16 protein-coding genes and 1 pseudogene are annotated in these 24,639 nt (G+C 67.4%); 8 read left to right on the forward strand and 9 right to left on the reverse strand.

What is annotated here, in order from left to right; translation table 11 throughout:
- Positions 1 to 72: 72 nt before the first annotated feature.
- The 3 genes from OMP44_RS18980 to OMP44_RS18990 all read right to left on the reverse strand — a co-directional run bounded on the left by OMP44_RS18980 (position 73) and on the right by OMP44_RS18990 (position 3,727).
- Positions 73 to 1,224 carry an L-talarate/galactarate dehydratase gene (locus OMP44_RS18980; RefSeq protein ID WP_280310419.1) on the reverse strand — a complete coding sequence of 384 codons (1,152 nt, stop codon included), beginning with the start codon at positions 1,222 to 1,224 and terminating at the stop codon, positions 73 to 75.
- Positions 1,225 to 1,246: 22 nt separating this feature from the next.
- Positions 1,247 to 2,605, reverse strand: a complete 1,359-nt coding sequence (locus OMP44_RS18985; protein ID WP_280310421.1) for an MFS transporter — start codon at positions 2,603 to 2,605, stop codon at positions 1,247 to 1,249.
- A gap of 87 nt (positions 2,606 to 2,692) precedes the next feature.
- Complete coding sequence (locus OMP44_RS18990) at positions 2,693 to 3,727, reverse strand: LacI family DNA-binding transcriptional regulator (protein ID WP_187978620.1); 1,035 nt, start codon at positions 3,725 to 3,727, stop codon at positions 2,693 to 2,695.
- A 144-nt stretch (positions 3,728 to 3,871) separates the two neighbouring features.
- Here OMP44_RS18990 and OMP44_RS18995 point away from each other — a divergent pair, with 144 nt between their 5' ends.
- From OMP44_RS18995 to OMP44_RS19005, 3 genes are all read left to right on the forward strand, one after another.
- Complete coding sequence (locus OMP44_RS18995) at positions 3,872 to 4,477, forward strand: LysE family translocator (RefSeq protein ID WP_280310424.1); 606 nt, start codon at positions 3,872 to 3,874, stop codon at positions 4,475 to 4,477.
- A gap of 17 nt (positions 4,478 to 4,494) precedes the next feature.
- Complete coding sequence (locus OMP44_RS19000) at positions 4,495 to 5,352, forward strand: AraC family transcriptional regulator (RefSeq protein WP_187978622.1); 858 nt, start codon at positions 4,495 to 4,497, stop codon at positions 5,350 to 5,352.
- A gap of 121 nt (positions 5,353 to 5,473) precedes the next feature.
- The gene (locus OMP44_RS19005) at positions 5,474 to 7,447 is read left to right on the forward strand and encodes a BCCT family transporter (RefSeq protein WP_280310427.1); all 1,974 of its coding nucleotides are present in this window, start codon (positions 5,474 to 5,476) and stop codon (positions 7,445 to 7,447) included.
- 194 nt (positions 7,448 to 7,641) lie between these two features.
- On the opposite strand, the gene OMP44_RS25140 is transcribed toward OMP44_RS19005, so the two are convergent.
- From OMP44_RS25140 to OMP44_RS19015, 3 genes and pseudogenes are all read right to left on the reverse strand, one after another.
- Positions 7,642 to 8,349: a methyl-accepting chemotaxis protein gene (locus tag OMP44_RS25140; RefSeq protein WP_405046464.1), complete on the reverse strand. Its 708-nt coding sequence runs from the start codon at positions 8,347 to 8,349 to the stop codon at positions 7,642 to 7,644.
- Between the two features lie 153 nt (positions 8,350 to 8,502).
- Positions 8,503 to 9,642, reverse strand: a pseudogene (locus OMP44_RS25145) (cache domain-containing protein); the annotation flags it as partial.
- Positions 9,643 to 9,840: 198 nt separating this feature from the next.
- Entirely contained in the window at positions 9,841 to 10,590 is a 750-nt protein-coding gene (locus OMP44_RS19015; RefSeq protein WP_280310430.1) for a carbon-nitrogen hydrolase family protein, read from the reverse strand.
- Between the two features lie 214 nt (positions 10,591 to 10,804).
- On the opposite strand from OMP44_RS19015, the gene OMP44_RS19020 reads away from it, so the two are divergent.
- The 3 genes from OMP44_RS19020 to dld all read left to right on the forward strand — a co-directional run bounded on the left by OMP44_RS19020 (position 10,805) and on the right by dld (position 15,295).
- The gene (locus tag OMP44_RS19020) at positions 10,805 to 11,941 is read left to right on the forward strand and encodes an iron-containing alcohol dehydrogenase (RefSeq protein WP_133859930.1); all 1,137 of its coding nucleotides are present in this window, start codon (positions 10,805 to 10,807) and stop codon (positions 11,939 to 11,941) included.
- Between the two features lie 160 nt (positions 11,942 to 12,101).
- A complete protein-coding gene (locus OMP44_RS19025) occupies positions 12,102 to 13,445 on the forward strand; it encodes an MFS transporter (protein ID WP_280310433.1) in 1,344 nt (447 codons plus the stop codon).
- 80 nt (positions 13,446 to 13,525) lie between these two features.
- Positions 13,526 to 15,295 (forward strand): D-lactate dehydrogenase, encoded by a 1,770-nt coding sequence (dld, locus tag OMP44_RS19030; protein WP_280310435.1) that lies wholly within the window; start codon positions 13,526 to 13,528, stop codon positions 15,293 to 15,295.
- 18 nt (positions 15,296 to 15,313) lie between these two features.
- Here dld and OMP44_RS19035 read toward each other — a convergent pair whose 3' ends face one another.
- The 3 genes from OMP44_RS19035 to OMP44_RS19045 all read right to left on the reverse strand — a co-directional run bounded on the left by OMP44_RS19035 (position 15,314) and on the right by OMP44_RS19045 (position 20,413).
- A complete protein-coding gene (locus OMP44_RS19035) occupies positions 15,314 to 16,252 on the reverse strand; it encodes a LysR family transcriptional regulator (protein WP_273862689.1) in 939 nt (312 codons plus the stop codon).
- Between the two features lie 456 nt (positions 16,253 to 16,708).
- Positions 16,709 to 18,988, reverse strand: a complete 2,280-nt coding sequence (gene bglX, locus OMP44_RS19040) for a beta-glucosidase BglX (RefSeq protein ID WP_187978629.1) — start codon at positions 18,986 to 18,988, stop codon at positions 16,709 to 16,711.
- A gap of 147 nt (positions 18,989 to 19,135) precedes the next feature.
- A complete protein-coding gene (locus OMP44_RS19045; protein WP_280310438.1) occupies positions 19,136 to 20,413 on the reverse strand; it encodes a glucarate dehydratase family protein in 1,278 nt (425 codons plus the stop codon).
- Between the two features lie 182 nt (positions 20,414 to 20,595).
- Between OMP44_RS19045 and OMP44_RS19050 the strand changes: the two genes are divergently transcribed.
- Entirely contained in the window at positions 20,596 to 22,257 is a 1,662-nt protein-coding gene (locus OMP44_RS19050; protein WP_280310440.1) for a VRR-NUC domain-containing protein, read from the forward strand.
- Positions 22,254 to 24,527: an ATP-dependent DNA helicase gene (locus tag OMP44_RS19055; RefSeq protein ID WP_280310442.1), complete on the forward strand. Its 2,274-nt coding sequence runs from the start codon at positions 22,254 to 22,256 to the stop codon at positions 24,525 to 24,527. Before OMP44_RS19050 ends, OMP44_RS19055 begins: the two co-directional genes overlap by 4 nt.
- Positions 24,528 to 24,639: the final 112 nt, after the last annotated feature.

The following is a 24,639-nucleotide window of genomic DNA, read 5'->3' on the forward strand; positions in this document are numbered from 1 at the left end:
GGGCTTTCTCTTCCAGGCCTTGGCCTGGATAGAGTGCCACACCCTGGCGGAGTTCGAGTGCCAGCGCGGGGGTCAGGCGCGCCGGCCGAATTCCGCTTCCTGCGCCGTCCAGCCGGGTACCCGCTCGCTCAGGGACAGCCCGAGACCCGGACGGGTCGGTACCTCCATCCGCCCGTCACGGGTTTCCAGGCGTTCGTTGAACAGCGGCTCCAGCCATTCGAAGTGTTCCACCCAGGGCTCGGTGGGATAGGTGGCGGCCAGGTGCACGTGCAATTCCATGGCGAAGTGCGGTGCCAGCATCACGCCGGCCTGCTCGGCCAGGGCGGCCACCTTGAGGAAGGGCGTGATGCCACCGACCCGTGGCGCGTCGGGCATCAGGAAGTCGGCACCGCGCAGGCGGATGAATTCCTGGTGCTCGGCGATGCTGGTCAGCATCTCGCCAGTGGCGATGGGGGTGTCGAAGGCCGCGGCCAGGGCGGCGTGACCTTCGGCGTCGTAGCAGTCCAGCGGCTCCTCGATCCAGATCAGGTTGAATTCCTCGAAGCGCCGGCACATACGCTGGGCGGTGGGTCGGTCCCATTGCTGGTTGGCGTCGACCATCAGCGGGAAGCTGTCGCCCAGGTGGCGGCGCACGCGGGCGACGCGCTCAAGGTCCAGGGCGCAGTCGGGCTGGCCGACCTTGAGCTTGATGCCGCCGATGCCTTTTTCCCGGGAGAGGTCGGTGTTCACCAACAACTGCTCCAGCGGCGTATGCAGGAAGCCGCCGGAGGTGTTGTAGCAGCGCACCGAGTCGCGCTGAGCACCCAGCAGGCGTGCCAGGGAGAGGTTGGCGCGACGGGCCTTGAGGTCCCAGAGGGCCACGTCGAAGGCGCCGATGGCCTGGGTAGCGAGACCGCTGCGACCTACCGAGGCGCCGGCCCAGCAGAGCTTGGTCCAGAGCTTCTGGATGTCGCTGGGATTCTCGTCGAGCAGCGCCGGGGCAATTTCATGGGCGTGGGCGAACTGGCCGGGGCCACCGGCGCGCTTGGAATAGCTGAAGCCCAGGCCGCGCTGGCCGTCGCGGGTTTCGATCTCGACGAAGAGGGTGGCGATCTCGGTCATCGGCTTCTGCCGGCCGGTGAGCACCTTGGCGTCGCTGATGGGGGTGGCCAGCGGCAGGAACACGGAAGCCAGGCGGACCCAGACGATGCGGTCCTGGTCGGCGCTGTAGGCGTTATCGGACATGGGGATGCTCCAGGGTGAGGAATCAGGGACGGGTGGCAGGCAGGGCGGCGTCGGCGGTGGCGGCTGGCTCGTCATTGAGTTCACCGAGGTCCAGGCGCTTGAGCGGGCCGACGATGACCAGGTAGGAGAAGGCGCCGAGCAGGCCCATGGCGGCGACGTAGGTGAGGGCCACGTCGAAGGAGCCGAGCTGGTTGATCATCAGGCCGATGGCCAGCGGGGTGACGATGCTGGCGATGTTGCCGCAGAAGTTGAAGAGGGCGCCGCTCACGCCCAGGGCGCGCTTGGGCGAGACATCGCCGACGATGCACCAGCCGAGGTTGCCCACGCCCTTGGCGAAGAAGGCGATGGACATCACCAGGGTGACCAGGGCGATGGACTGGGTGTAGTTGGCCACCACGATGCTGCTGGAAAGCAGCAGGCCGACGATGATCGGCGTCTTGCGCGCGGCGGTGAGGCTGTAGCCGCGGCGCAGCATGCCGTCCGACCAGAGTCCGCCGAGAACGCCGCCCAGGCAGCCGGCCACCGGCGGGATGGCGGCGATCAGGCCGACCTTGAGCATCGTCAGCCCCTTGGCCTCGACCAGGTAGGTGGGAAACCAGGTGAGAAAGAACCAGGTGATGGTGGTCAGGCAGAATTGCCCCAGGTAGATGCCCAGCATCATGCGATTGCCGCTGATGGCCTTGAAGGTGCGCCAGCTGAAGGGCGCCCGGGTGTCGCCCAGATCGGGCAGGCCGCCACCGGCTTCGATATGGTCCAGTTCGCTCTGGCTGACACGCCTGTCGTGCCGGGGCTCCTGCACGGTGGCGAACCACAGCAGGCCGATGAGGATGCCGGCGCCGCCGGTCCAGAAGAACACGTGCTCCCATCCGAACTGGTTGAGCAGGATCACCATCAGTGGCGTGAACACCGCCAGGGCGAAGTACTGCGCCGACTGGAAGATGGCGGTGGCCAGGCCACGCTCCTGGCGCGGGAACCACATCACCGTGAGACGGTTGTTGGCCGGAAAGGCCGGCGACTCGGCCACGCCCATGAGAAAGCGCAGCACGAACAGCGCCAGCAGCGCCGAGGAGAAGAATTCGACGTAGCCCTGCAGGAAGGTCAGTACCGACCAGAGAATCAGGCTGGCGCCCAGCACCAGCCGCGAGCCGAAGCGATCGAGCACGATGCCGCCGGGAATCTGCATGGCGGTGTAGGCCCAGCCGAAGGCCGAGAAGGCGAGACCCATGGCCACGGCGTCGAAACCGAGGTCGTGACGCAGGGCCGGCGCGGCGATGGAGAGGGTGGCGCGGTCGACGTAGTTGAATACCGTCACCAGAAAGATCATCGCCAGGACGAGATAGCGAACGCGAGTGCGCCGCGACGGCTCAGGGGAAGTGCGCATTGTTATTGTCCTTTTCAGCGGGCAAAGCCGGCGGCGAGGCCGGCACCTGCGGGAGGACGCTAAGCTGATTACGCAATCATTCAAGCGTCAGCGCGTACTCTCGCGCATGATCAGTTCGAAGCCGGTATCCCGTTGCCGCGGCGCCTCGGCGCCCGCCAGACGGGCGAGCAGGGCCGTGGCGGCATGGGTGCCCATCGCGGCGCCGCGCACGTCCACGGTGCTCAGCGCCGGGATCAGATGGGCGGCGCTGGCCAGGTTGCCGAAGCCCATCACGGCCAGCTCTTCCGGTATTTGCAAGTCGCGGGCATGGGCTTCGGCCAGCACCCCGTGGGCGAGGGTGTCGGAGCTGCAGACCACCACCTCGGGGCGGGCGCCAGCGGCGAGCAGGCGGGCCAGGCCCTGGCGACCCAGTGCCGGGGTGGCCGGCGGCGGCAGGCTGACATCGGCTGGCGCGGTCAGTCCGTGGATGGCCAGTTCGTCACGGAAAGCATCGCGGCGCAGCCGTCCGCGGGGATCGTCCAGGGTCAGGCTGGCGAAGTGGCGATAGCCGCGCGCCAGCAGCTCCCGGGCGACGGCCTGGCCCACCGCGACATGGGAAAAGCCCACCAGCATGTCCAGCGGTCGCTCACCTTGGTCCCAGCACTCCACCAGCGGAATGCCGGCCTGTGACAGGCGCAGTCGGCTGGCGGCCGTATGCAGGGTGCCGGTCAGCACCATGGCGTCGGGGCGGCGGCGCAGCAAGGCGTCCAGCAGCCGCTCCTCGCGTTCGGCGGAATAGTCGGTCAGGCCCAGCAGGGTCTGGTGGCCGGCCTCGGTCAGGGTCTGCATGAGCGCCTGCACGGTGTCGGCGAAGATGGAATTGACGATGGTGGGCACCAGGATGGCGATCAGCCGACCCTCCAGGGGCGCGCTGCCGGTGGTAAGCATGGCCGGCTGGTAGCCGCTCTCGCGCACCGCGCGAAAGACCTTTTCGCGCAGCGCCGGCCGGACGATCTCCGGCTGGTTGAGGGTGCGCGAAACGGTGATCGGCGAGACCCCGGCCAGGCGGGCCACGTCCTTTAGGGTCGGTGGCTTGCCAGTGGAACGACCAGGCCAGGACGGGGCGTTGCGATCACCGGACAAGAGCGACTCCGCGACAGGAGAGGGAATGCCCGATTCTGCCGAGTCATACGATGACTCTCAAGGTGAACGAGCCACAGACGTACAAGCCAGCGCCGGGCGTGCTGGCTAGCCTGGGTCTCCTTCTCGAAGCCTGACAGGTGTCCCTTGGAAATCGTCCTCTATGCCCTGAGCGTCATGTACAGCCCCGGTCCGGTCAACGCCCTGGGGCTGAACGCCGGTCTGCGCGGCCAGGCCCGGCGGGCGCTGGGTTTCTATGCCGGGGTGGGCTGCGCCATGCTGCTCCTGTTTCTGGTCCTGGGCTATGCCGGTACGGTCCTGGTCTCGGGGGCGCTGCTGCCGTGGCTGGCGCTCCTGGGCGGTGGCTATTGCCTGTACCTCGGCTATCTCATTGCCCGGGCCGCGCCGCCGACGGCGGCGGGAGAGGAGGAGGGCGCCGCAACGCGGCTGACCTTCGCCCGCGGCTTCCTGATCCAGGGGCTCAATCCCAAGGGCTGGCTGGCGGTGCTGCCCATCGCCACGGTGATGTTCCCGGCGGCTCAGGTGACCGGTGGCAAGATCGCCCTCTGGTCGCTGCCCCTGGCCCTGTCGGCGGGCGGCGCCCCGGCCAGCTACGCCTTGCTTGGCGCGCTGCTCGGACGTTACCTGGTGCAAGGACGTGGCTTGCGCGGGGTGAATCTGCTGCTGGGGCTGAGTCTGGTCGGCTGCGCCCTGCTGCTGTTCCACGATGCCTGGCGCGGTCTGCTAGGCTGAGCGCCGGAGGAGTCGCCATGAGTACCCAGATCGAATTGCCCGGTGCCACGGACTGGGTACGCCACGCTCCGGCCTTCGATGAGCTGGAGTCCATCGAGGCCTTTTTCAGCGGCCACGCCTTCAATCCCCATCGTCATGCGACCTATGCCATCGGTCGTACCCTGGCCGGGGTGCAGAGCTTTTCCTATCGCGGCGCCAAGGCCAGCAGCCTGCCGGGCGAGACCATGGTCTTCCACCCGGACGAGGTCCACGACGGTCGCGCCGGCGCCGCCTGCGGCTTTCGCTATCGGATGCTCTATGTACCGCCGGCCCTGGTGCAGGACATCCTTGGCGGGCGGCCCTTGCCCTTCCATCGGGAGGGTGTCTCCCTGGATCCGCGCCTGGCACGGGCCACCGATGCGGTGTTCGCCACCCTTGACGAGCACCCCGATGCCCTGGGGCGCGACGATGCCCTCTATGGCCTGGTCGCTACCCTGGCCGAGGTTTGCCAGACCTGGCCCAGTCGCGGTCGGGTCGATTTCGCCGCGGCGCTGCGCGCTCGCGAATACCTGGAGGACAACCTCGATCAGGCCGTCACCCTGGACGACCTGGCCCGTTGCGCTGGCCGTGACCGCTGGAGTCTGACCCGGGATTTTCGCGCCTACTTCGGTACCAGTCCGCATCGCTACCTGACCCTGCGCCGCCTCGACCGGGTACGGCTGCACGTGCGCCTGGGGCTGGGGCTGGCCGACGCGGCCGTGGCGGCGGGCTTCTACGACCAGAGTCACATGACGAAACATTTCCGCCAGGCCTTCGGCATGGCGCCAGCCCGCTGGTTTCGTGGGCTGGCCAGACCGCCCGCCGTGTCTGCCACGGCTAGCGCACCCGGCCCTTAGCGCCCTAGCGATTGGAGCGCTAGCGCTCAGCGGCATGCGTCGTTCCAGAAGCGTCGCCAGCGAAACGATTCAGGCCGAGGGCAGTCAACCTGTGCGCACTTCATGAACAGGAGCTCAGTCTATGAACGGCCAAGGAGAATCCGCCGCTCGCAACACCTTCAGTCCCCCCGTGTTCTGGACCTCGACCGGCATCCTGCTGGCCCTGGTGCTCTACGCCAGCGTTTTCCAGGCCAATGCCCAAGAGGTGTTCGGGACGGTCCAGACCTGGATCATCAGCAATCTCAGCTGGTTCTACATTCTCGCGGTGGCCATCATCCTCGGCACTGTGGTCTTCCTGGGCGTCAGCCGTTACGGCGACATCAAGCTCGGACCAGACCACAGCGAGCCCGATTACAGCAGCACTACCTGGTTCGCCATGCTGTTCTCGGCGGGCATGGGCATCGGCCTGATGTTCTTTGGCGTCGCCGAGCCGGTGATGCACTTTCTCTCGCCGCCGGTAGGCGCTGGCGGTGGTGTCGATGCCGCCCGCGAGGCGATGAAGATCACCTTCTTCCACTGGGGCCTGCACGCCTGGGCGATTTACGCCATCGTCGCCCTGATCCTCGCCTATTTCAGCTATCGCCATGGCCTGCCCCTGACCCTGAGATCGGCGCTCTATCCGCTGATCGGCGAACGCATCTATGGTCCCATCGGCCATGCGGTGGACATCTTCGCCATCATCGGTACCGTACTGGGCGTCGCCACTTCCCTTGGCTTTGGCGTGGCCCAGATCAACACCGGGCTCAACGCGCTGTTTGGCATTCCGATTTCAGTACCGGTGCAGATCGTGCTGATCATCGTTACCACCGCCCTGGCCACCCTGTCCGTGGCGACCGGTCTGGACAAGGGCGTCCGTCGGTTGTCCGAGCTGAACCTGGGGCTCGCGCTGCTGCTGATGGTCTCGGTGATCGTGCTCGGCCCCACCGTGCTGATCCTGCAGACCTTCGTGCAGAACACCGGCGGCTATCTCAGCGAGATCGTCAGCCGCACCCTGAACCTCAATGCCTACCAACCCACCGACTGGATCGGCGGCTGGACGCTGTTCTATTGGGGCTGGTGGCTGGCCTGGTCGCCCTTCGTTGGGCTGTTCATCGCGCGCATCTCGCGCGGCCGGACCATCCGCGAATTCGTCTCCGGTGTGCTGCTGGTACCAGCCGGCTTCACCCTGCTGTGGATGACCGTGTTCGGCAACACCGCCATTCACATGATCCTCACCGACGGCTTCACCGATCTCGCCGCCGCGGTAAACAAGGACAGCTCCCTGGCGCTATTTGCCTTCCTGGAGCACTTCCCGCTGCACAGCGTGATTTCCATGGTGGCCATCGTCATGGTGGTGGTGTTCTTCGTCACCTCGGCCGACTCGGGCGCCATGGTGGTGGACATGCTGGCCTCCGGTGGCCAGGACAAGACACCGGTCTGGCAGCGGGTGTTCTGGGCCTCCAGCATGGGGCTGGTGGCCATCGCTTTGCTCCTGGCCGGTGGCCTCAAGGCGCTGCAGACCGCCACCATCGCCAGTGCGCTGCCGTTCACCATCGCGTTGCTGTTCAGCATGCGCGGACTGCTCAAGGCACTCAAGCTGGACGCCACCAAGCGCGGTCTGCGGCATCAGGCGCTGAGCATCTCGCCACCCACCATGAGATCGCCCGGAGGCTGGCAGCGCCGGCTGCGCGGTCTGGCGATGTTCCCGCGACGCAGTCATGTGGTGCGCTTCATCGGCGAGGTGGCCAAGCCGGCCTGCCTGGCGGTGGCCGAGGAATGGCGCAAGCAGGGTTATATCTGCAGCGTCGAAGACCGTGACGATGGCGGCGTACGCCTGAGGGTCGGCCCGGCCGATCAGCCGGAGTTCGTCTACCAGGTAAGACCCCACGCCTACGCCATGCCCAGTTTCGTCATGGGCAGCGAGCCGAACGAGGAGCGCAAGTACTTCCGTGCCCAGGTCTATCTGCGCGAGGGGGGCCAGGACCATGACGTCATGGGCTGGTCGCGCGAGGACGTCATCGGCGACATCCTCGACCAGTACGAACGCCACATGCATTTCCTGCATCTGGTGGGCTGAGAACCTGTCCACGATCTGCTGCGCGTCGGCCAAACTGCGTTGAAAATGCCTTCGGAATGCTCATTTACCACTCGTAAACTCCGCTTCCTCAGGCATTTTCGCCTTGTTTGTCTCTAGCTCGCGAGATCGTGAACAGGTTCTGAAACGAAAAAGCCGGGCGCAGTGCCCGGCTTTTTCATGGTGCGGCGTCCGGGTCACTTCACCCGGAAGCGCCGGACCACCGCGATCAGCTGCTCGTTGGACGACTGCACCGCCGCGGTGCTCTCGGCGGTGCGCTGCCCGCTGGTGACCAGATCGTCGACGATATGGCGTACGGCGACCATGTTCTGGTTGATCTCACCGGCCACCGCGCTCTGCTCCTCGGCGGCCGCGGCGATCTGGGTCGACAGGTCGCTGATGCGCACCACCGAACCGCTCATCTCGTCCAGGCCGTCGGTGACCTCACGGGTCTTCTCGGCGGTGCTCTGGCAACTGGTCTTGGTCACTTCCATGGCCGCGACCGCGGAACTCACGCCCTGCTGCAAGCGGCTGAGCATCTCGTTGATCTCGGCGGTGCTCTGCTGGGTGCGTCCGGCCAGGGCGCGCACCTCGTCAGCCACTACCGCGAAGCCACGCCCCTGCTCGCCGGCCCGGGCCGCCTCGATGGCGGCGTTGAGCGCCAGCAGGTTGGTCTGGCCGGCGATCTCGCCGATCACCCCAAGGACATCGTTGATGCGCTGGGCATCGCTCTGCATGGCCTGCACCTTGAGGGTGGCGTCTTCCACCTGGTCGACCAGGGCGAACACGCTGGCGGAGGCCTGTTGAACCACGGCGCGCGATCGCTCGGCCTGGCCGTTGGCGGCCTGGGTGAGGGAGGCGGTATCGCTGGCACTGCGGGCCACGGAGTCGGAGGTGGCGCTCATCTCGGTGATGGCCGTCACCGCCTGGTCGGTTTCGCTGGCATGGCGGGCCAGGATGGCACCGTTCTGCTGGGCCTGGCCGTGCAGTTGCTTGAGGCCGGTGTCGATGCGGTCGGTGGCGTCGCCCACCTCGCCGATCAGTCGCTGCAGATAGCCGATGAAGCCGTTGACCGCGCCGGCCACCGCATCCACCTCGTCCTTGCCGTGCACCGGGATGCGTCGGGTCAGGTCGGCATCGCCTGCCGAGAGCGATTCGATATTGCGTTGCAGCAGACCCAGGCGACCCATCAGCTTGCCGAGTGCCAGCACCATGATGCCCACCAGCAGCAGGACCAGCGGCAGCTGGATCGCCGCCAGGGTCTTGAGGATGCCGGTGTTGGTCGCCGCGATGAGCGAGGTGGGCAGCGCCGTGGCCAGCAGCCAGGGCGTGCCGGCCAGCGGGCGCAGGAAGAAGGTGTGGGGCGTGCCGTGCTCGTCGACATAGGTGTCGCGCACCACCGCCTCACCCTTGAGCTTGCCGAGGTTCTGCTGGATGGCGGCCACGAAGGGCGAACGGGCGGCATAGGCCGAGACGTTGTTCAGGATCTGCGAATCGCCGAGTTCGCTGAGGTTGCTGAGGATCTTGCCGTCGGCCTCGACGATCATCATGTCGGTGTCGTCGAGTTCCTTGCGCAGGCTGTCCACCAGGGGATTGAAGAAGCCCAGGGTGAGGTCGATGGTCGAGACGCCAAAGGCCTTGCCGTCGCGCTGGATGGCCATGGCGCAGTTGGTGCGCGGCTCGGCGCTGGCGGCGTCCTTGTAGGCGGCGGCCCAGACGCACTGGCCGGCGGGCCCCTTGAGGCCGGCCTGGAACCAGGGCTGCTCCCAGTAGTTGAGCGACTCGGGGGAGTTCCAGTGGGTGTTGACGATCAGCTTGCCGCCGGCATCGCGGTGATAGAAGGTGCTGAACTTGTCGCGCCCCTGCTCGCGCTGGTTGGGCAGCGGCCAGATGCCGCCGCCGAACACCTTGGCATCGCCGTACTGGTCCACCAGGCCGGGCAGTACCCGGTCGATGGCGGCGCTGTCCAGCAGCGGCACGGTCTGGGTGATGGAGCGCTGCTGCGCCTGGATCTGGTTGAGTTCGCGATAGATGCGGGTGCCCACCTCGTTGACGCGGGTCAGCACGGCGGATTCACCGGCGGCGACCAAGTCCGGGGTCACCCACAGGCGGATGCCGATGACGGTGGCCGCGAGGGTCGCGCCGATGAAGCCCAGGAAGATCAGGGTGTAGCGGGTCCGAATGGTGTTCAAGGCCATGGTGTCGCTCCTGCGGTTACAGCGTCTTTCACGCTGCGAAAGGCATCCTTGGCGGTGTTCTGAACAGGGATGTCAGAGCCTTATCGGCGTGCGATGTGTGACCTTTAGTCGCAGAGGGGTCGAGATATCAAATCGCCATTCCGGTCGTGGCGTGACCTGCTAGCCGCTTTTTAGTCAGAGGATTGCGCCGTGCAGCGATCAGGATCGCAAGGCGCGTAGCTCGCCCTGCCAGACGCCTGCGTGCCGGCGGACGATCACCAGGCAGGGGCCGTCTCCTGGCGCCGCGACCAGGCACTGGCCATCGGTCTGCCAGAATGCACTGCGACCCACGCAGGCATAGCCGCCGGTGGGCGCGCCGTGGTTGGCCATGAGCACGGCCATGTTCAGCCGCCGGGCATGGCCGGCCAGCAATGCGCTGTCGGCGGGATAGCCGGTCGGACCTATCACCGCCGAGGCCAGGTAGAGATCGGCGCCCTGGGCGCGGGCGGCATCGGCATGGGCCGGGTGATTGCTGTCGGCGCAGATGGCCAGGGCGGCCTTTACGTCCCGTACCTCCAGCAAATCCCCACCATTACCGGGGACGAAGGGCGGTGTCTCGCCCGGATGCAGGTATTGCTTGGTGTGGACGCGACAGCGGCCATCGGCGCCGAGGATCAGCGCACCGATCTGCAGCCCTGTCGGACCCTGGATCGGCGCCCCGACCACGGCCGTGAGCCCGGCCACGCGGCAGGCCTCGCGCAGGGGCCGCAGGTGTGCATCGGCACCGTCCAGCGTCAGCGCTGCCGCCAGGGTCGGTTCATAGCCGGTCAGGGACAGTTCCGGAAACAGCAGGAGCTCCACCCCGGCGTCGGCCGCCGCGGCGATGAGGTCGAGATGGGTGCGCAGATTGGCGGCGAGATCGCCGGCGATCGAAACGGACTGGGCGGCGGCCAGGGTAAGGGTGGGCATCGAGACTCCAGAGCAAGCGGCAGCGACCGGGCGATCCGGGCCCGTCCACCGCGGGTGTTGGGGCGTCCAGCTGGGGGGCACGATAGCTCCGTGCTACCTGAATACGCTGGGTTGCCTGCCGGTTATACCGCTATCGCTACCTCTCAGTATTTGGCGCGGAAGCGCCTCGCTATAGTCGGGCCGTCTATCAATTTCAAGAATAACAGGACGGGTCATGGCGATAATCAACTATGTAACGGAGATCCGCTTCGGCGCCGGCTGCGCGGCCGAACTGGCCGAGGTCAACGCGCGGCTGGGCTTCCAGCGACCGCTGATCGTCACCGACCGGGGCGTGGTGGCAGCCGGTCTCATCGAGCAGCTGATGGCGCTCAACCCCCTGGCCGCCTACCAGGTGTTCGACGCCACCCCGGCCAATCCCACCGAGGCCGCCACCCGCGAGGGCGTCGCCTGTTTCCGCGACGCGGAATGCGACGGCATCATCGCCGTCGGCGGCGGGTCGCCCATCGACCTGGCCAAGGCCATCGCCGTGTCCGCGCGTCATCCGGGACCGCTGAAACAGTTCGCCGTCATCGAGGGCGGCCTGGCGCGCATTACCGCGGCGACGGTGCCCATCGTGGCCATTCCGACCACCGCCGGCACCGGCAGCGAGGTGGGACGTGGGGCCATCATCATTCTCGATGATGGCCGCAAGGTCGGCATCCTCTCGCCCCATGTCATCCCGCGGGTGGCCATCTGCGACCCCCTGCTGACGCTCAGCCTGCCGCCGCACCTGACCGCCGCCACGGGCATGGACGCGGTGGCCCACTGTATCGAGACCTTTCTCGCGCCCGGCTTCAATCCGCCGGCCGAGGGCATCGCGCTGGACGGCCTGCGCCGGGCCTGGCGCCATCTGGAGCTGGCGTTCAACGAACCGGACAATCTGGAAGCCCGTACCCAGATGCTCAGCGCCTCGCTGCAGGGGGCGCTGGCCTTCCAGAAGGGGCTGGGCTGCGTGCACAGCCTGAGTCACTCGCTGGGTGGCATCGATCCGCGGCTGCACCATGGCACCCTCAACGCGGTCCTGCTGCCGGCCGTGGTGGCCTTCAACCGGAGCGCGGAATCGGTGATCCGCGACGAGAAACTCGAACGCCTGGCGCAGGCCATGCAACTGCCGGCGCAGCTGTCGGTGGAGCAGGCGCTGGCGCACAAGGCCGAAGCCCTGCGGCTGCCGACGGGTCTGGCGCAGATGGGCGTCGACCCGGGACTCATCCCGCGCATCGTCAGCGGCGCCCTGGCCGATCACAGCCACAAGACCAATCCCCGGGAAGCCTCGGCGGAGGACTATGCCCAACTGATCAGGGCCTCGCTCTGAGGCCCTGTCGTCCGTAGCGGAAAGCCCTTCCGCTGCAGCGTCATCCGCCGTCCTGCCTTGCGCCCCGACTCGTTCCGGGCGGGCAATGGGCTGCGGACGACCGACGACTGCCCTGCAACACCCTCGCGACAATCACAACAATTAAAGGACGCGAAACATCATGGCCCATCCCAGTACCAGCGCATCCCCGGTGCCGTTCGATCCGCTCTATCGCAAGGTCGCCTGGCGCGTGTTGCCCCTGCTGCTGCTCGGCTACATCATCGCCTATCTCGATCGGGTCAATGTCGGCTTCGCCAAGCTCGCCATGCTCAGCGACCTCGGCCTGTCCGACGCGGCCTATGGCCTGGGCGCCGGCATCTTCTTCATCGGCTACTTCATCTTCGAAGTCCCCAGCAACCTGATGCTGCATCGCGTCGGCGCCAAGCTGTGGATCGCGCGCATCATGATCACCTGGGGCCTGGTCTCGTCGCTGATGGCCTTCACCGGGCCCATCGCCCAGTGGCTGGGCATCAGCCATGAGCTGACCTTCTACGGCCTGAGGTTCCTGCTCGGCGTCTGCGAGGCGGGCTTCTTCCCCGGGGTCATCCTCTACCTGACCTACTGGTTTCCCTCGGCGCTGCACAGCCGCATGATGGCCATCGTCATCCTCGGCAACCCGGTGTCCTTCATCTTCGGTGGTCCGCTCAGCGGCGCCATCATGTACTACATGGGCGGCAGCAGCCTGCTGGCCGGCTGGCAGTGGATGTTCGTCATCGAGGCCGTACCGGCCGTGGTGGTTGGGGTGGTGGTGCTCTGCCTGCTGGACAACGGCATCCAGGATGCCAAGTGGCTGAACGTGCAGGAAAAGGCCGAGCTCACCCGGCGCCTCGCCGTAGAGGCCGCGGAAAAGCCCCGCATCGCCCTGAAGCGCCTGTATGCCCTGCCCATCATCTGGCTGCTGACCGGCATCTACGTCCTGCTGATGCTCGGCAACTACGGCATCAATTTCTGGGTGCCGACCATCATCAGGAACGCCGGGGTGGCCTCGGTCCTGGATATTGGCCTCATCACCGCCATCCCCTATGTGTTCGGCGCGCTGACCATGGTCTGGATCACCCGTCAGGCCCAGCGCACGGGTAACCAGCGCGCCTATGGCGCCCTGATGTCGGTGCTGGCCGGTATCGGCCTGATCCTCTGCGCGGCCTTTCCCCAGCACCTCCTGCTGATGATCCTGGGGGTCGCCTTCGCCGTGGGTGGCAGCCTGAGCGCCATCGCGCTGTTCTGGGGGCTGCCCGGCGCCTTCCTGCAGGGCGCCGCGGCCGCGGCCGGCATCGCCATCATCAACTCCTTCGGCAACCTGGGCGGCTTCGCCGGCCCCTATCTGCTGGGCCTGCTGACCACCCTGTTCGGCTCGGCGCAAGGGGGGCTGATGCTGCTCGGGGGTTGCCTGCTGGTATGCGCGGCGCTGATGCTGTGGGTGACCCGACGCCCCGGTCAGTCGACCACCGGGCTGCTGGCCGAGTAGCCACGCCGGGATAGCCGCGCGTTTTCGAGCGGAAGCGACCGCCGTTCGCTTCCGCTTTCCTTGTCAGTGAAGAGGACGTCATGGATCTGGTCAGCGAGTTGCAAACCATCGTCGGGCGGCGCCATGTCCTGCAGGGCGACGCCGCGACCCGGCGCTTCCGCCTGGGAATCCGCTATGGCGGCGGAGCGGTGCTCGCCGTGGTCCAGCCCGGCACCCTGCTGGAGATGTGGCGGGTGCTGCAGCGTTGCCACGGCGCCGGGACCATCATCATCTGTCAGGCGGCCAACACCGGTCTGACCGGCGGCTCCACCCCGGTGGCCGAGGGCTACGACCGGCCGGTGGTGCTGATCAACACCCTGCGCCTGACCCGCCTGGCCCTGCTGCGCCAGGGCGAGCAGGTGCTGTCCCAGCCAGGCGTGACCCTGAGCCAGTTGGAGACGACGCTGAAACCCCTGGGGCGCGAGCCCCATTCGGTGATCGGCTCGACCTGCATCGGCGCCTCCGTCACCGGTGGCGTCTGCAACAATTCCGGCGGCTCGCTGATCCGTCGCGGACCGGCCTTTACCCAGCTGTCGCTGTTCGCCCGCATCGACGAGGCCGGGCAACTGCAACTGGTCAACCATCTGGGCCTGGCGCTGGGCGACACCCCCGAGGAGATCCTTACCCGGCTCGACGAGGGCCGCTTCGACGACAGCGCCGTGCAGGACCCGGTCGGGGCCATGGCCTCCGATCGCGAATACGCCCGCCATGTCCGCGACGTGGCCTCGGCCACCCCGGCCCGCTACAACGCCGATCCGCGGCGGCTGTACGAGGCCTCGGGCTCGGCGGGCAAGCTCGCCGTGTTCGCCCTGCGCCTGGATACCTTTGCCGCCGATCGCAGCACCCGGGTGTTCTACATCGGCTCCAATCGAGCGGCTGACCTGGAAGCCATCCGCCGGCACATCCTGGTCAATTTCGCCTCTCTGCCGATTGCCGGCGAGTACATGCACCGCACGGCCTATGAGCTCAGTCGCACCTACGGCAAGGATCTGTTCCTGTTCATCCAGCGTTGCGGTGCGCAGCGGGTACCCCAGGCCTTTGCCTGGAAGACCCGCTTCGATGCCCTGAGCGAACGCCTGGGCCTGGGCGCCCAGCTCGGCGACCGACTCCTGCAACGCCTCGCCGCGCCGCTGCCCGAGCATCTGCCAGCGCGGCTCAACGCGTTCGCCGAGCGCTTCGAGCATCACCTGCTGCTCAAGATGGGCGAAGAGGGCATCGACGAGGCGCGCGCCTATCTGCAGGCCTGGCTGCCCAGCGCGGACGCGGACTTCATCGAGTGCGACGCGGAGGAGGGCAACGCCGCCTTCCTCAATCGCTTCGCGGTCGGCAATGCCATCAACCGCTACCGCGCGGTGCACCGGGACAGCGTGGAAGACATCCTCGCCCTGGATATCGCCCTGCCGCGCAACACCCAGGACTGGTTCGAGACCCTGCCGCCGGAGCTGGCGGAGCAGATCGAGGTGACCATGTATTGCGGGCACTTCTTCTGCCACGTGCTGCACCAGGAGTACCTGGTGAAGAAGGGGCACGACTGCGCGGCGCTCAAGCGGCGCCTGCTGGACCTGCTGGATGCCCGCGGCGCCCGCTATCCGGCCGAGCACAATGTCGGCCACCTCTACGCCGCGGCGCCGGAACTGGAGCGGCACTATCGCCAGCTCGATCCGACCAACGCCTTCAATCCCGGCATCGGGCAGCTGACGCGGCGCCATCGCTGGCAGGAGGACTGCTGCGCGGAGCACTCCAGCGACGCCATCGCCGCGGCGGCGAAGGCGGCCCGAGCGGCGCCTGCGGAGACGAGTCGCACGTCCTGAACGGGAGTGCCGGGCGGCTCAGTTTTCCTGCTGGATCGCGTAGAGCGATTCCACCAGCAGCGCGAACGCCGGATTCTGCTGAGCGCTGCGCCGCGAGACCAGCTCATAGGGTTCGCTAGGGGACCTGAGCTGCAGCGGCAGGCGACTGACCAGGCCATGCTGGCAGACATAGTCCGCCACCTCGACCGAGACCAGCGCCACCAGCCGCGGATCGCGGCTCAACAGTGACAGGGTGGTCAGCGCCGAGGTGGTCTCGATCAGGTGCAGGGGAAAGGGTAGCTGCGCCTCGAAGAACTCGTGTTCCAGGGTGCGCCTCATGGGCATGTTGGCCCGATAGACCACCCAGCGACTGTCGGAAAGATCCTGCAGCTCGACCCGTTCGCGCCGGGCGGCCGGATGGGAGGCGTGGGCGATGACCGCGAGGGACTCGTCCTTGATGACCAGGGTATCGTAGCTTTCCGGCCGCTCGCTCACCGACAGGCGACAGATGGCCGCGTCCAGCCGTCCCTGGTCGATCAGACCGAGCAGGGTCGTGCTGGTGTCCTCCACCACCTCGATGGACAGCCGCGGCTGCAATTCCAGCAGCCGCGAGATGGCGTGGGTGAGCAGGGGCACGGCGCCCATGATGGTGCCGATGGCCAGCTTGCCGCCCGAGCCGCTGGCGATGGCGTGCAGCTCATGGCGCAGGTTGTCCAGGTCGGCCTGGATCAGGCGGGCGAAGCGAATGGCGCAGGTACCCGCCGGGGTCGGCAGCAGGCCGCGGTTCGTGCGCAGGAACAATTCCACTCCCAGGGTGGACTCCAGCTCCTTGAGCGCCTTGCTGGCGCCTGGCTGTGTGAGCCCCAGGCCTTCCGCGGCGTTGAGCAGTGAGCCCTTTTCCGCCAGGGCGATGAGCAGGCGCAGCTGCTTGGCGTGCAGGCGCGACATGATGGTGTTGAGGCTGGCGAGATTCTTCATTGACTGAACGTTATACCGCAGTGGCTGCGATCACATCCTCAAAAATAAACAGCGGGTACGAGGTCTGGCTCGATTCGTTGGGCTTCGGCGATAGAACCGCCTCAACCCAACCTACGGGGCTGTGTAGGTTGGGTTGAGCGCCAGCGAAGCCCAACGGACCGGCGTCAAGGCGCGCATCCGGTCCCTCACCCCAACCCTCTCCCGGAGGGAGAGGGGGCGGCAAAGGCGCGAAGGGAGGCAGCGGCACTGAGAGGCACGCTTTTACCCTCCCGAAGGGAGAGGTTAGCGTTCAAGGCGCGCAGGGAGGCAGGACGGTATCAGGGGGCACGCTTCTACCCCTCTCCCTTTGGGAGAGGGTTGGGGTGAGGGCGTAAGGGAGGCGGGGCGGTATCAGCAGGATGCCGGCTTCTACCCCCTCTCCCTCTGGGAGAGGGTTGGGGTGAGGGATGATCCCCATTAGAGCAGTGTAAAACTCCCCTCGCGCACCCGCTCCGAATCCAGGCCGACCATCACCTTGAATTCGCCCGGTTCCGAGACCAGCTTGAGGTCGTTGTTGTAGAAGCGCAGGTCCGCCTCGGTGATGGGGAAGTCCAGCTCGCGGCTTTCGCCCGGTTGCAGCATCACCTTCTGGAAGCCCTTGAGCTCCTTGACCGGTCGCGCCAGGGAGGCGGTCACGTCGTGCAGGTAGAGCTGCACGACGGTGGCGCCGGCGCGGGTGCCGGTGTTCTTGACCGTGACCTTGGCAGTCAGGGTGTCGCCCTTCTTCAGGGTGGCGCTGGACAGCTGCGGCGCCGAGACGTCGAAGGTGGTGTAGCTCAGGCCGTAACCGAAGGGGTAGAGCGGGCCGTTGACGATGTCGAAGTAGCGCGAGGTGTACTTGTTCGGCTTGGCCGCATCGAAGGGGCGACCGCTGCTCAGGTGGTTGTAGTACAGCGGCACCTGGCCCACTTCGCGGGGAAAGGTCATGGTCAGCTTGCCGGAGGGGTTGTGGTCGCCAAACAGCACATCGGCCACGGCGTTGCCGCCCTCGGTGCCGGGGAACCAGGCTTCCAGCAGCGCACTGGCCTGCTCCTGTTCCCATTCCAGCGCCAGCGGGCGGCCGTTCATCAGCACCAGCACCAGCGGCTTGCCGGTGGCCTTGAGCGCCTTGATCAGCTCGCGCTGAGTGTCGGGCACGCTGATGCGGGCGCGGCTGGAGGCCTCGTGGGCCATGCCCTGGGATTCGCCGACCACGGCCACCACCACCTCGGCCTGGCGCGCGGTGGCCACGGCTTCGGCGATCAGCTCGCTGGCACTGCGCGGATCCACCGCGACCGCCGGTTCGTAGGAGTTGAGGTAGGCCAGCACATCGCGGTCGTCCAGCAGGTTGGCGCCCTTGGCATAGAGCACCTTGCCCTGACCGGCCACGGCGTTTTCCAGGCCGCGGCGGATGGAGACGGCCTGGGCGGCCACGCCGGCGGCGGACCAGTTGCCCATGACGTCGCGTGGACTGTCGGCCAGCGGACCGACCACCGCCAGGGTGGCGCCCTTGCGCAGCGGCAGCACGGCCTTTTCGTTCTTCAGCAGTACCAGGCTCTCGCGGGCCACCTGGCGCGCCTCGGCGCGGTGCAGGCGCGATTCGGCGTTGGTGTCGACCGGATCCTGACCCTGCAGGCGGCGATAGGGATCGTCGAACAGACCCAGGCGGTACTTGGTCAGGAGCATGTCGCGCACGGCCTGGTCGATCTCGGCCTGGGTCACCTTGCCGGCGGCCAGCAGGGCGGGCAGCTGCTTGCCATAGACGTCGTCGTGCATGTTCAGCTCGACGCCGGCCTTGAGCGCCTGCTCGGCGGCGTCGCGGGTATCCCTGGCCACGCCGTGCAGCACCAGTTCGTTGATGGCGCCGTGATCGCTGATCAACAGACCCTGGTAGTTCCAGTCCTTGCGCAAGAGGTCCTGCAGCAGCCAGCGATTGGCCGTGGCCGGCACGCCATTGATGCTGTTTAGGGCCACCATCACCGCCCCGGCACCGGCTTCGGCGGCGGCGCGATAGGGTGGCAGGTAGTCCTGCATGAGCCGCTGCGGACTCATGTCGACGTTGCTGTAGTCACGTCCGGCTTCCACGGCGCCATAGCCGCCGAAGTGCTTGATGCTGGCCATCAGGCTGTCGGGGGCGCGCAGGTCGTCACCCTGGTAGGCGTGCACCAGGGTGGCGCCGATGCGCGAGGTCAGCCAGGTGTCTTCGCCGAAGGTTTCCGAGGCACGGCCCCAGCGGGGTTCGCGGGTCACGTCGACGGTGGGGGAAAAGGTCAGGTCGAGGCCATCGGCTGCCGCTTCCAGGGCGGAGATGCGCCCGCTGGTGGCGATGGCGTCGAGATTCCAGGTACTGGCCAGGCCCAGGTTGATGGGGAAGATGGTGCGCATGCCGTGGATGACGTCATAGGCATAGAACAGCGGAATCTTCAGCCGGCTGTGCACGACCTGGTCCTGCATCTGGCGGATGTCGGGGCGGGTCACGGTGTTGAACATGGCGCCCACCTTGCCGGCGCGGATGTCCGCCATGATGGCTTCCTTGGGATAGTCCGGCCCGACGCTCACCAGGTTGAGCTGGCCAATCTTTTCCTCCAGGGTCATCTTCGCCAGCAGGGCGTCGACATAGGCGCGCGCCGGATCCTGGTTCTGCGCCGGGGCGAGGGTGGCGCTGACCGCCAGTCCCAGGCCGAGCATGAGTGCGGTGAGGCGTGGTGCGTTCAACATCGTCCCCAATTCCCTGTGCGTACTTTCTCGTTGTTCTTGAGCACCCTTGTGCCGAGGGGATTGTACAGCCGCGACGCCGGGAAGCGGAGCCGTTGACGGCCGGCGGCAAGGCCGGTCGTCAGGGGCGTGGGAGCGGGGGGCGAAGAGCTAGAAACGCGGCTTGCGGGTTTCCCAGTCCGGCTGGTACTTGCGCATCTGGCGCACGTCGTCGCGGCTGCGGATGTCGATGGCGAGGAATTGCTCGTGCAGCTTGGCGAGTTGGTCCTGATCCAGCTCCACGCCCAGGCCGGGGGCGTCGCTGATCGCCACGCAGCCGTTGCGGATCGGCAGCTTGCCGCCCTGGATGACCTCTTCGTCCTCTTCCTGCCAGGGATAGTGGGTGTCGCAGGCATAGGCCAGGTTGGGTACCGCGGCGGCCACGTGGGTCATGGCCATGAGGCTGATGCCCAGGTGCGAGTTGGAGTGCATGGAGACGCCCAGGCCGAAGGTGTCGCACATCCGCGCGAGGATCTGGGTGTCCCTGAGGCCGCCCCAGTAGTGGTGGTCGGCGAGCACGATCTGCACGCTGTTCTGGGCCACGCTGCGGCGGAATTCGTCGAAGTCGGTGACCACCATGTTGGTGGCCAGGGGGATGCCGGTGCGCCGGTGCAGTTCGGCCATGCCGTCGAGGCCCGGGGTCGGATCCTCGTAGTACTGCAGGTCGTCCTTCAGCACCTCGGCGATGCGCAGGGACGTTTCCAGCGACCAGTTGCCGTTGGGGTCGATACGCAGCGGTGCCTCGGGAAAGGCCTGGCGCAGCGCCTTGATGCAGGCCGCTTCGTGATCCGGGCCAAGCAGGGTGCCGGCCTTGAGCTTGATGCTCTGGAAGCCGTTCTCCTCGATCATCCGCGCCGCCTGGGCCACCACCTGCTCGGGGCTGATGGCTTCTCCCCAGCGATCGGGCTTGTAGGGCGCATCGATGTGCTCGGCGTACTTGAGGAACAGGTAGGCGCTGAAGGGCACCTCGCGGCGCACCGCACCGCCCAGCAGCTCGACCAGGGGAATGCCCAGGGAGCGTGCCTGCAGATCGAGGAAGGCCACTTCGAAGGCGGAATAGGCGTTGGCCACCTGCTTGCTCGGATGGGAGCCGGGCGCCAGCTCGGCACCGGCCACCACGCCACCGGCGAGGCTGGCGACGGTCGTCACCACCCGCGCACGCAGACCGTTGAGGTCCCAGGCGGAGAGGCCGACCAGGCTGCTTTCCATGGCCTTGAGTACCGCCAGCACCGGGGCGTCGCCATAGCTCTCGCCGAGACCGAAGTGGCCGTTGTCGCTCTCCACCTCAATGATGGATCTCAGCGCATAGGGCTCGTGGATGCCGCTGGCGTTGAGCAGCGGGGCATCGCGAAAGGCGATGGGGGTGACGGTGATCCGTTTGATCTTCACGCTCAGACTCCTGGACTTGTCATTGTGGTGGTCTTTGTCAGTCATCGTATGACTAGTGGTCGGGATCTTCAACCGAAAGAAGTGCCAAGGTCCTGATGGCATGACCGCATATCGCATCGGGGTTGCCCGCTCCGGGCGGGGCTGGATAAATAGCCAGCCGCCACCTCATTCGTCCGTTTCGCATGAAAGCTCCGCTCGAAGATCCCTTCTACTATCTGCACAACTTCCAGCGGGTACTGGACTGGGTCGCCCTGCGCTATCCCGACCTGCTCGACGACCGCGAGCAGGCCTTCATCGCCGCCTTCGCCGACCTGCCGCAGCCTTCGCGGGCCCTGCTGGTGCGCCTGGTGATGCGCAAGGGCGAGGTGTTCCGCGCCAGCAAGCTGGTCTATGGCGAGATCGGCTGCCCCCGCGCCGCGGCGACCCCCCTGGTGGGTCTCGGCTGGCTGCTGGCCGATCCGGAATTGCACCTGATCGAACTCTTCGCCCTGCTGCGCAAGGAAGAACTGCTCGGCTGTTTCGGCGCCCGCCTGCCCAAGGCCGGCCGCAAGGAAGACTGGCTGGCGCGCCTGGAAGCCGAACAGGCCACGCCCCTGGCCTTCAGCGGCTGGGCCGGCACCGTGCCCGAGCTGGTGGAGGAGGGCGTCTGGCGGCTGACGCTGATGGATCTCTGCGATCGCCTGCGTCTGCTGTTCTTTGGCAACCTGCACCAGGACTGGACCGACTTCGTGCTGGCCGACCTGGGAATCTTCCAGTACGAGACGGTGGCCTTCAGCGCCGAATCCCGCGCCTTCGGTCAGCGCCAGGAGGTGGATGCCTATCTGCACATCCAGCGCTGCCGGCAGGCGCTGCGCGACGGGCTGCCGGCCGCCGAGCTGCTGCCGCTGCTGCCCGCCGAGCGCTTCGCCAACACCTGGCTGGAGTTGCGCCGCGGCAAGCTGCTCCACGAACTGGCGCAGCACCACGAACGCCTCGGCGAACTGGCCCAGGCGCAGGTGCTCTACGCCGCCTCGGCGCATCCCGAGTCGCGCATCCGCGCCCTGCGCATGCTCGAACGGCTGGAGGACTGGTCCGCCGCCCAGGCGCTGGCGGAAGCCATTGTCGCCGCGCCGGCCCATGACGCCGAACGCCAGCAGGTGGCGCGCATCCTGCCGCGGCTGGTGCGCAAGCAGGGTGGGCCGCCCAACAGGCGCCGCCCGGCCAGTCCGGTGGAGCGCCTCGATTTCGAACTGGTCAACGACGGCCTGCGCCGGGTCGAGTGGCTGGTGCGCGAGCACCTGGGCCGCGACGAGGCGCCGGTGCACTATGTGGAAAACACCCTGCTCACCAGCCTGTTCGGGCTGCTGTGCTGGGACGCCATCTTCCTAGCCATCCCCGGCGCCTTCTTTCACCCCTATCAGCGCGAGCCGGCCGACCTGCGCCTGCCGGGCTTTCGCGAGCGACGGGCCGAGGCCTTCGCCACCTGCCTGGCGCGGCTGGACGACGGCTCCTATCCAGCGGTGATCCGCGAACGCTTCGCCAGCAAGCGCGGCCTGGCCTCGCCCTTCGTCGCCTGGGGCATCTTGAGCAGCGACTTGCTCGACCAGGCCCTGGCCTGCCTGCCGGCGCGTCATTTGCGGCTGTGCTTCGAGCGGCTACTGGAAGATCCGGAAAACAATCGTACCGGCTTGCCCGACCTGATCCAGTTCTGGCCGGCGGACGGCCGCTACCGGATGATCGAGGTCAAGGGCCCCGGCGACCGTCTGCAGGACAACCAGCGCCGCTGGCTGGACTTCTTCGCCGCCCATGACATCCCGGTCAGCGTCTGCCACGTGCAGTGGCAGGTGGCCGCGACCTCCGCATGAGCTATCGCATCGCCGTTCGCGCCCTCTGCGAGTTCACCGCCAAGGCCGGCGACCTGGATCTCAGGTTCACCCCGTCGCCCACCGCCCTGGAAGGCATCGAGGGCCACCAGCGGGTGGCAGCGCGGCGCGGTCCCGGCTATGAGTGCGAGGTCAGCCTGCAGGGCGATTTCGAGGATCTGCAGGTGCGTGGTCGCGCCGACGGCTTCGATGCCGCCGCCAATCGCCTGGAAGAGATCAAGACCCACAGGGGCAGCCTGGAACGCCAGCCGGGCAACCATCGCCACCTGCACTGGGCCCAGGCCAAGGTCTATGGGCATCTGCTCTGCCAGAGCCGCGCGCTGGCGGAGCTGACCCTGGCGCTGGTCTATTTCGATATCGGCACGGGCGCCGAGACCGTCTTCACCGAGCAGTGGACGGCCGCGGACCTGGCCGCGCATTTCGAGCTGCAGTGTTCGCGCTTTCTCGCCTGGGCGCGCCAGGAACTGGCCCATCGCGCCGCGCGCGACACCGCGCTGGCGACCCTGGCCTTTCCCCATCCCGACTTTCGCCACGGCCAGCGGCCCCTGGCGGAGGCCGTCTACAAGGCCGCCAGCGTCGGCTGCTGCCTGCTGGCCCAGGCGCCCACCGGCATCGGCAAGACGGTGGGCACCCTGTTCCCGCTGCTCAAGGCCATGCCGCGGCAGAACCTGGACCGGCTGTTCTTCCTGGCCGCCAAGACCCCTGGCCGCGCCCTGGCGCTGCATGGCCTCGAATCCCTCGCCGCGCCGGTGCGGGTGCTGGAACTGGTGGCGCGGGACAAGGCCTGCGAGCACCCGGAGCTGGCCTGCCATGGCGAGTCCTGTCCGCTGGCTCGTGGCTTCTATGACCGGCTGCCGGCCGCGCGCACCGCGGCCCTGGCCGCGCCCACGCAACTGACCCGGGCACGGGTGCGGGAGACGGCCCTGGCCCATGAGGTCTGCCCCTACTACCTGGCCCAGGAACTGGCGCGCTGGAGCGACGTGGTGGTGGGCGACTACAACTACTACTTCGACGGCAGCGCCATGCTTCATGCCCTGGCCCAGACCCAGGAGTGGCGGGTCGGGGTGCTGGTGGACGAAGCCCACAACCTGCTCGACCGCGCCCGTGGCATGTACAGCGCCAGTCTCGACCAGCGTCGCCTGGCGGCGGGCAAGGCGGTGGCGCCGCCGGCCATCGCCAAGGGCCTGCAGACGCTCAATCGCGAATGGAATCGCCTGCACAAGGAACAGCAGGTCGACTACCAGGTGCAGGCGGAATTGCCCGCTGCCTTCCTGACCGCCCTGCAACGGGTGGTGGGTCTGCTCACCGAGCATTTCGGCGAATCCGGGCAGCCACCGGCGCCGGAGCTGCAGACGCTGTTCTTCGACCTGCTGCAGTTCATGCGCCTGGGCGAGACCTTTGGCGATCACTCGCTGTTCGACGTCACCCTGCTCAAGGGCCGCGGCAAGGCGCAGTCGCAACTCAATCTGCGCAACCTGGTGCCGGCGCCCTTCGTCGGTCCGCGGCTGGCGGCGGCGCACAGCTGCACCCTGTTCTCGGCCACCCTGATTCCCCAGCATTTTCACCGCGACCTGCTCGGGGTCCCGGCCGGCAGTGCCTGGGTCGATGTCGCCTCGCCCTTCGCCGCCGAGCAGCTGGAGGTGCGCCTGGTGCGGCTCTCCACCCGCTACGCCGACCGCGCCGCCTCCCGCGCACCCATCGCCGCCCTGATCGCCAGTCGCTATCGCCAGCGACCAGGCAACTACCTGGCCTTCTTCAGCAGCTTCGACTACCTCGACCAGGTGGCCGAGGCCCTCGCCGAACTGGCGCCCGACGTGCCCCAGTGGCGCCAGTCCCGCGGCATGGACGAGGCCGCCCGCCAGGCCTTTCTCGAGCGTTTCCAGGCCGACGGCCGCGGCATCGGCTTCGCCGTGCTCGGTGGCAGCTTTGGCGAGGGTATCGACCTGCCCGGCGACCGCCTGATCGGCGCCTTCGTCGCCACCCTGGGCCTGCCCCAGCTCAATCCGGTCAACGAACAGCTGCGCCAGCGCCTGCAGCGGCGCTTCGGCGACGGCTATCGCTACGCCTACCTCTATCCGGGCCTGCAAAAGGTCATCCAGGCCGCCGGCCGGGTGATCCGCACCGTGCAGGACCGCGGCTGCCTCTACCTCATTGATGACCGATTCACCCAGCCCGAGGTCAGGGCGCTGCTGCCGACCTGGTGGCAGGTGGAGGAGGGCGCGGTGCCCACGGGCGAACCTGCGCCCGCTTGAAGGCTACCGTGGTCATGGCCGCCCGCCGATGCAACTGATCCTATGGCACTCCGGTGTTTTGTTGATCGCGGCCATGGGCCGCTCCTACGATTACATCGAGCCTGTAGGAGCA

Source organism: Pseudomonas flavocrustae (assembly GCF_029872515.1).
Taxonomy (GTDB): Bacteria; Pseudomonadota; Gammaproteobacteria; order Pseudomonadales; family Pseudomonadaceae; genus Chryseomonas; species Chryseomonas aestiva.

Coding starts and splice junctions, on each gene's coding strand:
- OMP44_RS18980 (WP_280310419.1), bottom strand. CDS start 1,224: ATGTCCGATAACGCCTACAGCGCCGACCAGGACCGCATCGTCTGGGTC.
- OMP44_RS18985 (WP_280310421.1), bottom strand. CDS start 2,605: ATGCGCACTTCCCCTGAGCCGTCGCGGCGCACTCGCGTTCGCTATCTC.
- OMP44_RS19000 (WP_187978622.1), top strand. CDS start 4,495: ATGAGTACCCAGATCGAATTGCCCGGTGCCACGGACTGGGTACGCCAC.
- OMP44_RS19005 (WP_280310427.1), top strand. CDS start 5,474: ATGAACGGCCAAGGAGAATCCGCCGCTCGCAACACCTTCAGTCCCCCC.
- OMP44_RS25140 (WP_405046464.1), bottom strand. CDS start 8,349: ATGAGCGCCACCTCCGACTCCGTGGCCCGCAGTGCCAGCGATACCGCC.
- OMP44_RS19015 (WP_280310430.1), bottom strand. CDS start 10,590: ATGCCCACCCTTACCCTGGCCGCCGCCCAGTCCGTTTCGATCGCCGGC.
- OMP44_RS19020 (WP_133859930.1), top strand. CDS start 10,805: ATGGCGATAATCAACTATGTAACGGAGATCCGCTTCGGCGCCGGCTGC.
- OMP44_RS19025 (WP_280310433.1), top strand. CDS start 12,102: ATGGCCCATCCCAGTACCAGCGCATCCCCGGTGCCGTTCGATCCGCTC.
- dld (WP_280310435.1), top strand. CDS start 13,526: ATGGATCTGGTCAGCGAGTTGCAAACCATCGTCGGGCGGCGCCATGTC.
- OMP44_RS19035 (WP_273862689.1), bottom strand. CDS start 16,252: ATGAAGAATCTCGCCAGCCTCAACACCATCATGTCGCGCCTGCACGCC.
- bglX (WP_187978629.1), bottom strand. CDS start 18,988: ATGTTGAACGCACCACGCCTCACCGCACTCATGCTCGGCCTGGGACTG.
- OMP44_RS19050 (WP_280310440.1), top strand. CDS start 20,596: ATGAAAGCTCCGCTCGAAGATCCCTTCTACTATCTGCACAACTTCCAG.
- OMP44_RS19055 (WP_280310442.1), top strand. CDS start 22,254: ATGAGCTATCGCATCGCCGTTCGCGCCCTCTGCGAGTTCACCGCCAAG.